The sequence below is a fragment of the Methylobacterium sp. CCH5-D2 genome, from assembly GCF_001556475.1.
GTDB lineage: Bacteria > Pseudomonadota > Alphaproteobacteria > Rhizobiales > Beijerinckiaceae > Methylobacterium > Methylobacterium hispanicum.
On the sequence record NZ_LSIX01000392.1, the window covers coordinates 1 to 14,568 of the forward strand.

General features: G+C 71.8%; 7 protein-coding genes. 4 read left to right on the plus strand and 3 right to left on the minus strand.

The window, feature by feature from the left end:
- Window positions 1–196 precede the first annotated feature (196 nt).
- Complete coding sequence (locus tag AX737_RS10115) at window positions 197–1,435, plus strand: peptide ABC transporter permease (RefSeq protein WP_066921011.1); 1,239 nt, start codon at window positions 197–199, stop codon at window positions 1,433–1,435.
- Here the strand turns inward: AX737_RS10115 and AX737_RS10120 are convergent.
- The 3 genes from AX737_RS10120 to argB are packed head-to-tail and all read right to left on the minus strand — an operon-like array spanning window position 1,432 to window position 3,537.
- Window positions 1,432–1,860: a metallopeptidase family protein gene (locus AX737_RS10120; RefSeq protein WP_066921013.1), complete on the minus strand. Its 429-nt coding sequence runs from the start codon at window positions 1,858–1,860 to the stop codon at window positions 1,432–1,434. The genes AX737_RS10115 and AX737_RS10120 overlap by 4 nt on opposite strands.
- Window positions 1,857–2,588, minus strand: a complete 732-nt coding sequence (locus tag AX737_RS10125; protein ID WP_066921015.1) for a pyrimidine 5'-nucleotidase — start codon at window positions 2,586–2,588, stop codon at window positions 1,857–1,859. The genes AX737_RS10120 and AX737_RS10125 overlap by 4 nt, the downstream gene beginning before the upstream one ends.
- Before the next feature lie 55 nt (window positions 2,589–2,643).
- Window positions 2,644–3,537 (minus strand): acetylglutamate kinase, encoded by an 894-nt coding sequence (gene argB, locus AX737_RS10130; protein ID WP_066921017.1) that lies wholly within the window; start codon window positions 3,535–3,537, stop codon window positions 2,644–2,646.
- A 263-nt stretch (window positions 3,538–3,800) separates the two neighbouring features.
- On the opposite strand from argB, the gene AX737_RS10135 reads away from it, so the two are divergent.
- The 3 genes from AX737_RS10135 (at window position 3,801) to AX737_RS10145 (ending at window position 14,371) form a co-directional block, all read left to right on the plus strand.
- Window positions 3,801–5,120 (plus strand): UDP-glucose/GDP-mannose dehydrogenase family protein, encoded by a 1,320-nt coding sequence (locus tag AX737_RS10135; protein ID WP_066921019.1) that lies wholly within the window; start codon window positions 3,801–3,803, stop codon window positions 5,118–5,120.
- 459 nt (window positions 5,121–5,579) lie between these two features.
- Complete coding sequence (locus AX737_RS10140; protein ID WP_197430526.1) at window positions 5,580–13,010, plus strand: type I polyketide synthase; 7,431 nt, start codon at window positions 5,580–5,582, stop codon at window positions 13,008–13,010.
- Window positions 13,007–14,371: an aminotransferase class I/II-fold pyridoxal phosphate-dependent enzyme gene (locus tag AX737_RS10145; RefSeq protein ID WP_066921023.1), complete on the plus strand. Its 1,365-nt coding sequence runs from the start codon at window positions 13,007–13,009 to the stop codon at window positions 14,369–14,371. The genes AX737_RS10140 and AX737_RS10145 overlap by 4 nt, the downstream gene beginning before the upstream one ends.
- Window positions 14,372–14,568: the final 197 nt, after the last annotated feature.

Here is a 14,568-nt window from a genome sequence, read left to right on the forward strand (position 1 = left end):
GCGCGGTACGGCGCCGGCCGCGGGCCGAGACGACGACCGCCTGACGGCAGCGTATCCCGGGCCGCATCCTGGGGCGCATCCCGGGCACGGTGTGTCCGGGCATCTACAGCCGCTTGCCCGCGCGGTGCACTAGGGAGAAGGCACGAAACCGTGCGGGCCTCCGCCCGCGCCGGATCCGTGCTCAGAGTCGCAACCCATGGCGCGTTCACCGACCCCGACCATCGATCCGGCCCTCGATGCCGCGGCCCTGCTCCGGCGCGTCGGCTTCTTCGGACTGTTCGTCGTGGTGCCGGTGGTGTCGCAGGTGGCGCGCCGCGCCTCCGTGATCCTGGCGCCGATCGCCGTCGTGCTCCTCGTCATCGCCAGCGCCATCGACGGGCGCCAGCGCCGCCTCGGACCGCTCGGGCTGCGCCTGCTCGGCTCGCCGGCCTTCCTGGCCGGCATGCTGGTGGTGCTCTGGTCCGCCCTGTCGCTCGCCTGGACGCCGTTCCTGGGCGCCGCCGCCGAGCGGCTGGCCAACCTCGTCGCGGTGATCCTGCTGACGCTGATGGGCTATCTCTCGCTGCCCGACCGGATGCGCTCGGCCAACCTCTACCTGCTGCCGCTCGGCGTCACCGTCGCGGCCCTGGTGGCGGTGCTGCTCGGCCTGTTCGGCGAGCAGCTGATGCGCGGCAGCGCGGAGGACGACGGCGCCCTCAGCCGCGGCCTGACGCTGCTCGCCCTGCTGGTCTGGCCGGCCGTGGCGTGGCTGCGCTCGCGCCGCCGCGACCGCGAGGCGTTGGCGATCGCGCTCGCCGTGGCCGCCGCGCTGGCGATCTCGCCGAACCTCACGCAGATCGTGGCCCTCGTGGTCGGCGCGCTGGCCTTCGCGGTGACGAGCTGGCGGCCGCGCCTCGGCGTGCTGCTGACGGCGGGCATCAGCGCGGGCCTCCTCGCGGCGGCCCCGCTGCTGCCCTTCCTCGCCCGGCCGGTCGGCGCGGCCCTGTTCGGGCCGCTGGCGCCCGGCGTGCTGTCGCTGAAGAGCTGGCAGAAGGTCGTCACCTCGGAGCCGCTCCGCCTCATCACCGGCCACGGCTTCGAGACGGCGCTGCGCGGCCGCTTCGCCGGGCTGGTGCCGATGAACGCGCCGACGACGGCGCTGTTCGAGTTCTGGTACGAACTCGGCGTGGTCGGCTCGCTCGCCGCCGCCTTCGCCCTCTACGCCTCGATCCGGCGGGCGGGGCGCGACAACCCGCTCCTGGTGCCGGGCGCGATGGCGGCCTTCGCCAGCGCCTTCACCATCGCGTGCATCGGCGTCGGCCTCACCGTAGTCTGGTGGCTCACCGCGATCGCGCTGACCATCCTCGTCTTCGTGGCGATCGAGCGCGGCCAGTTCCGCACCAGCCGCCCGAAGATCAGCCGCCTGCGGCGCATCCGGGACGGGGACGCGGGCTAGGCGATCTCCGCCGCCGCCTCGATCCGGGCCATGTCGTCGTCCGAGAGGCCGAAATGGTGGCCGATCTCGTGAATCAGCACGTGGGCGACGAGGTGGCCCAGCGTCTCGTCGTGCTCGGCCCAGTAGTCGAGCAGCGGTCGGCGGTAGAGCCAGACCGCGTTCGGCATCTGACCGGTGACCATCTCGCCCGCCTGCGCCAGCCCGACGCCGCGGAACAGGCCGAGCAGGTCGAACTCGCTCTCGCACGCCATCTCGGCCAGCGTCTCTTCGTCGGGGAAATCGTCCACGACGATGCGCACGCCCGCACACAGCGCGCGGAACGCCTCCGGCAGGCCCGCGAAGGCGGCGTCGGCCAGCGCCTCGATCTGGGCGAGGCTCGGCGCCTTGGCGGCGGCGAGCGCGGCGGTGTCGGGCTGGCCGCTCACGGGGTTGTCGCCGGGATCACGCAGCCCTCCAGGAAACCCGCGAGGTCGTCGGTGATGTGGTCGATATGCGGCTCCTGCACCGCCGCCTGCTCGAAGGCCTCGCGATAGGGATCGGCGATCTTGGGCACCACCAGCACCGTCGCCATGCCGAGATCGTGCGGCACCACGAGGTTGCGGGCGATGTCCTCGAAGAGCGCCGCGCGCGTCGGGTCGATGCCGTGCCGGTCGAGGAAGCGCTCGTAGGTCGAGCGCTCGGGCTTGGGCACGAAATCGGCCGCCGCGATGTCGAACACGTCCTCGAAATGCTCGAGGATGCCGAGCTTCTCGGCCACCCGCTCGGCGTGGCGGCGCGAGCCGTTGGTGAGGATGAGCTTGCGGCCCGGCAGCCGCTCGATCGCGTCGCCGAGCGCGGCGTCGAGCCGGATCGTCGAGTGGTCGATGTCGTGGGCGAAGTCGAGGAAGTCGTGCGGATCGACGCCCTCCTCGACCATCAGCGCCTTCAGGGTGGTGCCGTAGCGGTGGTAGAAGTGCTTCTGCAGGGCACGCGCCGAGAGGCCGTCGAGCCCATAGAGGCGCATCACGTAGAGCGTGATGCGCTCGTCCACCTGCGGCCACACCATCGCGTCGCTGGGGTAGAGCGTGTTGTCGAGGTCGAACACCCAGGTATCGACGCGGTCGAAACCGCGGGCATCGGGTGTCGTGAGGCGACAGGCTTCGGGCAGGTACACGAGGCTCTCGACGGCGCAAGGGGGCGACCGGGCGTGCCCGGCCGCGGGAGCAGGATCAGGCCCTGCGGATCAGGGTGCCGGCACCGTAATCGGTGAACAGCTCCAGCAGCACCGCATGGTTGACCTTGCCGTTGAGGATGACCACCGCCTCGACGCCCTGATCGATCGCGTAGATGCAGGTCTCGATCTTCGGGATCATGCCGCCCGTGATCGTGCCGTCCGCGATCAGCCGCCGGCAATCCTCGACGGTGAGTTCCGGGATCAGGTTCTTGTCCTTGTCGAGCACCCCCGGCACGTCGGTGAGCAGCAGGAGGCGCTTGGCGCGCAGCGCCCCCGCGATGGCGCCCGCGAAGGTGTCGGCGTTGACGTTGTAGGTCTGCCCGTCCGCCCCGTAGGCGACGGGGGCGAGCACCGGGATCAGCTCGGCCTTCAGCACCGCGTCGAGCACGCCGCGCTCGACGTGCTCCGGCTCGCCGACGAGGCCGAGATCGACCACCTGCTCGACCATGCTGTCGGGGTCGCGCACGGTCTTGGTCGCGCGCTTGGCCCGGACCATGTTGCCGTCCTTGCCGCACAGGCCGATCGCCCGGCCGCCCTCGGCCGAGATCCAGCCGACGATCTGCTTGTTGATCGAGCCGGCGAGCACCATCTCGACCACCTCGACGGTCGGCTCGTCGGTGACGCGCAGGCCGCCGCGGAACTCCGACTGGATGCCGAGCCGGTCGAGCATCCGGCCGATCTGCGGACCGCCGCCGTGGACCACGATCGGCTTGAGGCCGGACTGCTCCAGCAGCACCACGTCCTCGGCGAAATCCTCCGCCGCCGCCCGGTCGCCCATGGCGTGGCCGCCGTACTTGATCACCACGATCTCCTGATCGTAGCGCTGCATGTGGGGCAGCGCCTGGGCCAGGACCTCGGCACGGACGTGCACGTTGGGCAGTTCGGTCATCGCATTCCCTCGCGCCCGGTCGGCACCCCGAGCGGGCGGACTTCTAGCGGAAGTGTCGGCGCCTGCGAAGCCGCGGGCGCCCGCCCGTCATAGGCGCGCTCCTTGATCACTTCATGATGGTCCATCCGGCCGGGGCTGGCACCCGGACGGAACATCCGGCAAAAGCTGGGCCATTCGGGGCCGTCGCCTCAATCTCACCGCGAATCCGGGCGAGGGGCGGGGCCGGGCCGCCGGGGCTCCCCGGAACACAGGAAAAGGCGTCCATGCGCATCGCGATGATCGGGTCCGGCTATGTGGGCCTCGTCTCGGGCACCTGCTTCGCGGATTTCGGCCATCAGGTCGTCTGCGTGGACAAGGATCCGGCCAAGATCGCGGCGCTCAACGCCGGGCGCATGCCGATCTACGAGCCCGGCCTCGACGCGCTGGTGGCCGAGAACGTCGAGCAGGGCCGCCTCAGCTTCACCACCGAGCTGAAGCCCGCGGTCGCCGAGGCCGACGCCGTGTTCATCGCGGTCGGCACGCCGTCGCGCCGCGGCGACGGCTTCGCCGACCTCTCCTTCGTGTTCGCGGCAGCCCGCGAGATCGCCGAGGCGGTGAACGGGTTCACGGTCGTCGTCACCAAGTCCACCGTGCCGGTCGGCACCGGCGACGAGGTCGAGCGCATCATCCGGGAGATCCGCCCCGACGCCGAGGTCGCGGTCGCCTCCAATCCCGAGTTCCTGCGCGAGGGCGCGGCGATCGGCGACTTCAAGCGGCCCGACCGCATCGTGGTCGGCGCCGAGGACCCGCGCGCCGAGGAGGTGCTCCGGGAGATCTACCGCCCGCTCTTCCTCAACCAGGCGCCGATCCTCGTCACCGGCCGGCGCACGGCGGAGCTGACCAAGTACGCCGCCAACGCGTTCCTGGCCACCAAGATCACCTTCATCAACGAGATCGCCGACCTCTGCGAGCAGGTCGGCGCCGACGTGCAGCAGGTCGCCCGCGGCATCGGGCTCGACAACCGCATCGGCGCGAAGTTCCTGCACGCGGGCCCCGGCTACGGCGGCTCCTGCTTCCCGAAGGACACGCTGGCGCTGGTCAAGACCGCGCAGGACGCGGGCACCCCGGTGCGGCTCGTCGAGACGGTGGTCGCCGTCAACGACAGCCGCAAGCGCGCCATGGCCCGCAAGGTGGTGCAGGCCTGCGGCGGCTCGGTGCGCGGCAAGACGGTGGCGGTGCTCGGCCTGACCTTCAAACCGAACACCGACGACATGCGCGACGCGCCCTCGCTCTCGATCATCACCGGCCTGCAGGACGCGGGCGCCCGGGTGCGCGCCTACGATCCGGAGGGCATGGAGGCCGCCAAGCCCCTGCTCGGCGAGGTCGCGTATGCCCGCGACGCCTACGACTGCGCCGAGGGCGCCGACGCCCTGGTGATCGTGACCGAGTGGAACGCCTTCCGGGCGCTCGATCTCGCCCGCCTCGGACAGGCCATGGCGGGCCGCGTCCTCGTCGATCTGCGCAACGTGTACGATCAGGCGAGTGTGCAGCGGCACGGCTTTCGCTACGTCAGCGTCGGCCGTCCAGGCGACGCGGAGGCCTGAGCCGCGCGCCCATGCCGTGGCGGCATGGCGACAATACCGGAGCGGGACTGTTCCGGAACGCGATTGCTTCCACCACCGGGGTCGGTGGTCGATGCAGCGTGAGCGCAGCGAGACCGTCTGTCCCGCCGCGGATGTCGTCGGATTCGCGCAAGTCGTGCCCCGGCCGCGAACGAACATCCATTCGACGGACGGCGGGCAAAGCGGCCGAATTAAGGCAACGATCCTGCGGCACCGCAACAAACGGAATCGTCGGACTGCACTTTGTCAATGCGGCAGGTCCAGCAGGCCTGAATCGACGTTGATGAATACATGCCACAGCCCGATGCATTCGGGCAACAGCCCACATCGTCCCAGCTCTCGCCGGTTTGCCTCCGCATTGGAGCCATACTAAGGGATCAAGGGAATGCCCCGTGGCCGGCGGACGAATCGGCTCCCGTAACGAGCGTGTGCGAACCGAACGTGACTCAACGTACAGATATCGCCATCGTCGGTCGTGCCTGCCGCCTGCCCGGCGCTTCGAGCGTCGATGGCCTCTGGCAGCTTCTGACCGAGCCGCGCTGCGCGGTGAGCCGCGTCCCCGATGATCGCTGGTCGCTGGACCGCTTCGGCCACCCGCGCGCGCAGGAGCGCGGCAAGAGCTACACCTGGGCGGCGGGCGTGCTGGACGACGTCTGGTCGTTCGACCCGGCGGTGTTCGGCATCTCGCCGCGCGAGGCCGAGCAGATGGACCCGCAGCAGCGCCTGCTGCTGGAGCTGACCTGGGAAGCCCTGGAGGATGCGGGGCTTCGTCCCTCCGCGGTCGCCGGCTCGCAGATCGGCGTGTTCGTCGGCGCCTCCTCGCTCGATTACGGCAACCTGCGCATCCTCGACGCCTCGTCGGGCGACGCCTACGCGGCCACCGGCAACACGCTCTCGATCCTCTCCAACCGCATCTCCTACATCTTCGACCTGAAGGGTCCGAGCTTCACGGTCGACACCGCCTGCTCGTCCTCGCTGGTCGCGCTCGACAACGCCGTGCAGGCGATCCAGTCCGGCCGCATCGACACGGCGGTGGTCGCGGGCGTGAACGTGCTCGCGAGCCCGTTCAACTTCATCTGCTTCTCGAACGCGCAGATGCTCTCGCGCACCGGCCTGTGCCAGGCCTTCTCGGCCAACGCCGACGGCTACGTGCGCTCGGAGGGCGGCGTCGTCCTCGTGCTGCAATCGGCCGAGGCCGCCATGCGGGCGGACGCCACCGTGCGCGGCCGCATCGTCGCCTCGGGCGTCAACTCGGACGGGCGCACCACCGGCATCTCGCTGCCCTCCGGCTACGCGCAGGGCGCGCTGCTCGAGAAGGTCTACCGCGAGGCCGAGATCGACCTCGACCGGATCGCCTTCGTGGAGGCGCACGGCACCGGCACCCCGGTCGGCGACCCGATCGAGGCCTCGGCCATCGGGACGAAGCTCGGCCGCCTGCGCAAGGCGCCGCTGCCGATCGGCTCGATCAAGACCAATATCGGCCACACCGAGCCGACCTCGGGCCTCGCCGGCCTGCTCAAGGCCAGCCTCGCGCTCGAGCACGACCTCGTCCCGGCCTCGCTCCACTCCGCCGAGCTCAACCCCGACATCCCGTTCGGCGAGCTGAACCTCGACGTGGTGCGGCAGGCCCGCCCGATCGCGCGGGGCACGGCGGAGCGCTTCGCGGGCGTCAACTCCTTCGGCTTCGGCGGCACCAACGCCCACGTCGTCCTCAGCGACGCGGAGCCGACCGCCCGCGTCGCGATGGCGGGTCCAGCGAGCGAGGGGCCCGAAGTGCTGCTGCTCTCGGCCCAGAGCCGCGCGGCGCTCAACGACCTCGCGCTCGACTACGCCGAGCGCTTCGAGCGGGCCGACGCCGCCGAGGCCAAGCGGATCGCGGCCGGCGCCGCCCACCGCCGCGAGCGCCTGAACGCGCGCCTCGCGATCCCGCTCGACGGTAAGACCGATGTGGCTGCGACCCTGCGCGCGGTCGGCGAGGGCGAGGACAATGCGGATGCCGTGACCGGCACGGCGATCGACCGCGCCGCCGAGGTCGCCTTCATCTATTCCGGCAACGGCAGCCAGTGGGCCGGCATGGGCCGCGAGGCCTACGCCGAGAACGCCGTGTTCCGCGCCGCTTTCGACCGTATCGACGCGCTGTTCCAGCCCTACGCCAAGTGGTCGCTGAAGGAGGCGCTCGAGGCCGAGGACCTCGACAAGCGCCTCGCGCTCACCAGCGTCTCGCAGCCGCTGATCTTCGCGATCCAGAGCGCCTCGACCACGGCGCTGCGCGCCCGCGGCCTGAACCCGGCCTACGTGCTCGGCCACAGCGTCGGCGAGATCGCGGCCGCCGAGGCCGCCGGCATCCTCAGCCTCGAACAGGCCGTGCGGGTGATCTTCTACCGCAGCCACCACCAGGAGACGACGCGCGGCCAGGGCACCATGGCGGTGCTCCTGATGCCCGTCGAGGAGGTGCCGGGCGCGCTCAAGGAGTTCCCCACCCTCGACATCGCCGCCTACAACAGCCCGAAGGCCGTGACCGTCGCGGGGCCCGTGGCCGATATCGACGCGGCGCTGAAGGCGCTCTCGCGCAAGCGCCGCCGCGGGCGCAAGCTCGACCTCGACTACCCCTTCCACGGCCGGATCATGGATCCGACCGAGAAGCCGCTGCTGCGTGACCTCGCCGGCCTGAAGCCCTCGGCCGGCACCACCCGCATGGTCTCGACCGTCACCGGCAAGATCCTCTCGGGCGAGGAATTCGGCGCGACCTACTGGTGGCGCAACATCCGCGAGCCGGTCCGCTTCTGCGACGCGGTGCAGGAGGCGACCCGCCAGGGCGCCCGCATCTTCGTCGAGGTGGGCCCGCGCGCGACCCTGATGTCCCACGTCGGCGACGCGATCGAGCCGCTCGGCATCGACAACGCCGTCGTCGGCGTGATGCACCGCAAGGAAGCCGGCGGCGATCCGATCGCCAAGGCGGTCAGCGCCGCCCTGGTCCAGGGCGCGGCCGTGGACGAGGCCCTGCTGTTCGGCGCGGCGCCCAAGGGCGCGATCGGCCTGCCGACCTATCCCTGGCAGCGCCGCTCCTTCCGGCTGGCCGAGACCACCGAGAGCGTCGGCGCGACCTCGGCGCGGCACTACCACCCGCTGATCGGCTCGCGCACCACGCCCGACGGACTTGAGTGGAACGGCTTCGTGGACACCGTCACGGTGCCCGAACTCGACGACCACCGCATCGAGGGCCAGGCGATCATGCCGGGCGCCGGCTTCGTCGAGATGGCGCTCGCCTGCGCCCGCGAGGCCCTGCGCAGCGACGAGATCGTCCTCGCCGACTTCGAGATCCACGCGCCGATGGTCTTCAACGAGGAGGCCCTGCGCGAGGTCGCGGTGCGCCTCTCCGGCTCGGGCAACGGCATCCAGGTGCTGAGCCGCCCGCGCCTCGCCCAGACGCCCTGGCAGCTCCACGCCTCCGCCAAGGTGGTCGAGGGCAACTTCTCGCCGGCCGTCGCTCCCGACGTCGAGATGCCCGAGGACCGCGCGGTCACGGGCGAGGCCCTCTACGCCCAGGCGCTCGCCGCCGGCCTCGGCTTCGGCCCGAGCTTCCGGCAGGTCGCCCTCTCGGCGCGGCTCGACGACGAGACCATCGTCTCCGACCTCGTGCCGGCGGAGGCGGACGCGCGCTACGGCCTCGTGCCGGCCCGCCTCGATGCCTGCTTCCACGGCCTGATCCTGCTCTTCGCGGATCTCCTCGGCGAGAACGCCGGCAAGGCCTACATCCCGGTCCGCTTCGGCGAGATCCGGCTGGTGAAGCCCGGCGCGTCGATCGCCCGCGCGGTGATCCGCACCCGCCGCTGCAACGAGCGCAGCATCCTGGCCGACTTCACCGTGCTCGACGCCGACGGCGCGGTCGTCGCCACCATCCGCGAGGGCCGCTTCCAGGCGCTGCGCGCCAAGGGCGGCGACGATCTGGCCGCCTACGCCATCACCCAGACCACCGAGCTCGCTACCGAGCCGACCGCCGTGCCGATGGACCGGCGCCCGACCATCGCGGCGCGCCTGAAGCCCGCCGTCGATGCCGCGAAGGCCGACGCCGATGCCGGCCTGTCACCGGGCCACCTCCTGCTGGAGGGCTGGGCGACCTCGCTGGCCTACAGGCTGGCGTCAGGTCTCGCCGAGGGTGGCAAGGTCGCGGTGGACGCGCGACGCGTGCCGGCCGAGCTGCGCCCGTGGCTCGTCAACGCGCTGCTGGCGCTCGAGAGCAGCGGGCTCGCCGAGCAGGCGGGTGCTGCCTGGACGCTCAACGACGGCTCGGCGCTGCCCGCCCCCGACGAGATCGTGCGCTGGATCGCGGCCGACCATCCGGAGCTGTCGGCCGAGCTGGTGCTGGTCGCCGATGTCGGCGCGCTGGTCGAGCGGCTGCTCGCGGGCGATCTCACCGACGCCCCGGCCCTGCCGCAGAACGCGCTCGACGCCTTCACCCTGCGCAGCGCCACCGCGCGCCACGCGGCTGACGTGGTCGCCCGCATCGCGGAGGCGGCGCGCGAGCGCCTGCCGAAGGACCGGGCGCTGCGCATCCTGCAGGCCGGCTTCGGCCCGCTCTCGGCCCAGGTCGCGACCTTCGCGGACGAGGTCGAGGCGCGGCTCACCGTGTTCGACACCGACCGGCGTCTGGCCGAGCGCGCCCGCCTCGCCCTGCCGCGCGGCGTCACCGTGATCGAGGCCGCCGAGGAGTTGCCGGCTTCGGGCTTCGACCTCGTCCTGACGAGCGGGGCGCTCCACCGCGGCGCCCGCGAGTTGCCCCGACAGCTCGCCGACGCGCTCGCCACCGGCGGCCTCATGGTCGCGGTGGAGCCGGGAGCGTCGCTGTTCCGCGACCTCGTCTTCGGCCTCACCCCGGGCTGGTTCGAGGCGGGCGTGGGCGATCTCCCCGTCGGCCGCCTCGACGACATCGCGGGCTGGCAGCGGACGCTCAGCGCCACCGGCCTCGTCAGCGTCCAGGCCGAGCGCGCGGCTTCGGCCAACGGCGACGACCTGCTCCTCGTCGCCGAGGCGCCGGCCCGCCCGGCGCCTGCGCCGGCCCAGACCTTCGCCTTCGTGATCGGCTCGGACGACGAGTTCGCTGCCGAGACCGCGTCCTCGCTGGCCACCCTGCTCGTCGCCAGCGGCGTGCACGTCTCGATCATCCTCGATTCCGACGCCTCCCTGATGGAGCTGGAGCGGGAGACCCCCGACACGGTGGTGTTCCTGGCCGGCGCCTTCACCCGCGGCGGCGAGGCGGCCGAGCGCCTGCGCGACCGCTGCCTCAGCCTCAAGCGCTGCATCGAGCATCTGGGCGCCCGCCAGACCCGGCTCTGGGTCGTGGCGCCCGGCGCCACGCGCGAGCGCGGCGGTCAGGCCACCAACGTCGAGGCCGGCGTCTGGGCCTTCTCGCGCACGCTGGCCAACGAGGTGCAGAACCTCGACGTGCGCCGCATCGACCTCGCGCCCGAGATGTCCTCGAAGCGCGCCTCCGAGCGCCTGCGCGACCTCATCCTCTCGGGGACTCCCGAGACCGAGATCGTGCTGGACGAGGACCGCACGCAGGTCGTGCGCTTCCATCCCGGCGCCGCGCGCCGCCGCGCCGCGGATGCCGTGCCGGCCGAGGCCGCGCGCCTCGAGCGCAGCAACACCGGCGGTCTCAACGAGATGGTCTGGGGCCCGGCCGAGCGCCGCAAGCCCGGCCCCGGCGAGGTCGAGATCGCCGTCGAGGCAACCGGCCTCAACTTCCGCGACGTGCTCTGGGCGCTCTCGATGCTCCCGGAGGAGATCCTGGAGGACGGCTTCGCCGGCCCCCGCCTCGGCCTCGAATGCGCCGGCCGCGTCGCGGCTGTCGGTCCGGGCGTCTCGACCTTCAAGGTCGGCGATCCGGTCGTGGCCTTCGCCCAGTCGGGCTTCGCCACGCACATCGTCGTGCCCGACCTCGTGGTGGCGCCCGCCCCCGAGGGGCTCGACCCGATGGCGGCGGCGACCGTGCCGGTGGCCTTCCTCACCGCCTATTACGGCCTCGTCTCGCTGGCCCGCCTGCGCCGCGGCGAGTGGGTGCTGGTCCATGGCGGCGCGGGCGGCGTCGGCCTCGCCGCGCTCCAGATCGCCAAGCTGAAGGGCGCGCGCGTCATCGCGACGGCGGGCTCGCGCGAGAAGCGGGCGCTGGTGAAGGCGCTCGGCGCCGAGCACGTGCTCGATTCGCGCTCGCTCGCCTTCGTGGACGAGATCCGGGCGATCACCGGGTCGGGCGTCGACGTGGTGCTGAACAGCCTGTTCGGCGAGGCGATGGAGCGCTCGCTCAACGCCCTCAAACCCTTCGGCCGCTTCGTGGAGCTGGGCAAGCGCGACTACGTCGCCAACACCCATATCGGCCTGCGCCCGTTCCGCCGGAACCTCTCCTATTTCGGCGTCGATCTCGATCAGGTGCTGCAGCACCAGGGCGAGGACGGGGCGCGCCTCTTCCGCGAGGTGATGGCGCTGTTCGGCGAGGGCGGCCTGAAGCCCCTGCCCTTCCAGCCCTTCACGGCGGAGGAGACGTCGGACGCTTTCCGGCTGATGCAGCAATCCGGCCATATCGGGAAGATCGTCATCAGCCCGCCGAAGCCCGGCCGCGTTCCGGCCGCGCAGCGCTCGAGCTTCGCGATCTCCGAGACGGGCGCACACCTCGTCACCGGCGGCCTCGGCGGCTTCGGCCTGGAGGCGGCGCGCTGGCTCGCGGACCGGGGCGCCAAGCACATCGTGCTCTGCGGCCGCAAGGGTGCTTCGAGCGAGGAGGCGAAGGCGGCGGTCACTGAGCTCGCCGCGCGCGGCATTACGGTCGAGGCGCCTGCGGTGGACATCACCAGCCGCGCCGCGGTCGATCGCCTGATCGCGGGCATCGAGGCCAAGGGCGGCCGGCTCGCGGGCGTGATCCACGCCGCGGCCGTGCTGCAGGACGGCCTGATCGCCAACATCGACGCGGCCAACCTCGACGCGGTGATCGGCCCGAAGGTGATCGGCGCCCAGCACCTCGACGCGGCGACCCGCGACCGTCAGCTCGACTACTTCGTGGTGTTCTCCTCGGCGACCACCTTCATCGGCAACCCGGGCCAGGGCGCGTATGTCGCCGCCAACGGCTTCATGGAGGGGCTCGCCCGCCAGCGCCGCCGCCGGGGGCTGCCGGCGCTCGCGGTCGCCTGGGGCGCCATCGGCGATGTCGGCATGCTCGCCCGCAACAAGGCGGTGATGGAGACGCTGGCTTCCCGCGTCGGCGTCACGCCGATGGAGGCGCGCCGCTGCCTCGACCTGATGGAGGAGGCGCTGCAGGCCCAGGGCCAGAGCCCGGACGAGGCGGTCGTCGCCATCGCGGCGATGCACTGGGGCAAGGCGCGCGAGCGCCTCGCCACCCTCAAGTCGCCGAGCTACAGCGACCTCGGCTCCGACCAGCAGGCGGAGGCCGGCGCGGTCGCGACGATCAACATCGCGGCGCTTCTCAAGGGCGGCGACCTCGACACGGCCCGCAAGACCGTGGCCGACGCGATCGTCGAGGACATCGCCCGCATCCTGCGCCTGCCGAAGGACGACATCAGCCGCGTGCGCCAGCTCTCGGAGATCGGCCTCGACTCGCTGATGGGCGTGGAGCTCGGCGCCAGCCTGCAGGAGCGCTTCGGCCTCGATTCGCCGCCGGCCGGGCTCTCGTCGGGCCTCACCGTCAATGAGCTGTCCGAGACCTTAATTCAGGCGGTTTCGGCGCCCATGGATGAGGCCGCCGGCGTCGCGCTCAGCCTCGCCTCGAAGCATGTCGGCAGCGAGGTCGACGCGACCGCGATCGCGCCCTTCCAGGACCTCGTCGAGCAGAACAGTCGCGAGATCAAAGAGATCCTTCCATGACGAATCCGAAACCGGACGGGGGGCGCGCCGCTCTGGCAGGTTTTGTGACGAACCGGCTGGGGCGCACGCCGCCCCGGCCGCAGCCGGCCCGGGCCTCCGGGCCCTCTCAGGATCCTGCGATCCTCAGCTTCGAATCGCTGCCGGGCTACCGTGAGCTGAAGCTTCAGCGCTCGGCCGCCGACCTGATCGGGCTCGGCAACCCGTTCTTCCACGTCCACGAGACGAAAGCCGGCGCCACCACGCGCATCGCGGGCCGGCCCTTCGTCAACTTCTCGTCCTACGATTATCTCGGGCTGAACGGACACCCGCGGGTGAGCGCGGCCGCCAAGGCCGCGATCGACGCCTTCGGCACCTCGTCCTCGGCGAGCCGCGTGGTCGCGGGTGAGCGGCCCGGCCACATCAGCCTGGAGAAGGCCCTGGCGGCGCATTACCGGACGGATGCCTGCGTCGCGATGGTGAGCGGGCACGCCACCAACGTCACGACGATCGGTGCGCTCCTCGATGGCGGCGACGTGATCTACCACGACGCGCTCAGCCACAACTCGATCGTCACGGGCGCGCAGCTCTCCGGCGCGCAGCGTCGCAGCTTCGCCCACAACGACCTCGACGCGCTCGAGACCTTGCTGCAGGCCACCCGCCACGAGCACCGCCGGGCGCTCATCGTGGTCGAGGGCCTCTACAGCATGGACGGCGACGCGCCGGACATCGCCGGCCTGATCGCCCTGAAGCAGCGCTACAACGCGTGGCTGATGGTGGACGAGGCCCACGGCCTCGGCGTCCTCGGGCGTACCGGAGCCGGGCTGTTCGAGCATGCCGGGATCGACCCGACCAGCGTCGATATCTGGATGGGCACCTTCTCGAAGACGCTCTCCGGCTGCGGCGGCTACATCTGCGGCCCGGCGGCGCTGATCGAGTACCTGAAGTGCACGGCCGGCGGCTTCGTCTACAGCGTCGGCATGTCGCCCCCGCTCGCGGCGGCGGCGGAGGCCGCGCTCGCCGTGATGCAGGCCGAGCCCGAGCGGGTCGAGCGCCTGCGCCGGAACGGCCGCCTCTTCCTCGACTGCGCCAGGAAGCACGGGCTCGACACCGGCTTCAGCCTGGGGCTCGCGGTGATCCCGGTGATCGTGGGCGATTCGCTGAAATCCGTGACGCTCTCGGACCGTCTCTACAAGCGCGGCATCAACGTGCAGCCGATCATCCACCCGGCCGTGCCGGAGCGGGCCTCGCGGCTGCGCTTCTTCATGACCTCGGAGCACACGGCCGAGCAGATCCGCGACACGGTCGCGGCGGTGGCCGAGGAACTCGCCGCCATCGAGCAGGGCGGCTCGCTGATCGAGCAGCTGCTGGCCAAGCGCGCCTGAACGCAGACCGTCGGCGCGGCCGCGCCGTGGCCGCGCGGTCGTCAGGCGGAGCCGGCTGATCGCCCCGGGATCGCCGACTGCGCTCGGGGTGTCATACCGTTTCCGGTCGATGGGTTCGGTTCGACGCATCGTCCCGGAACTGAGCGCGGGTCCCCTCTCCCAAAGGGAGAGGTCTGCTTTCGCAGAAAGCCGGGTGA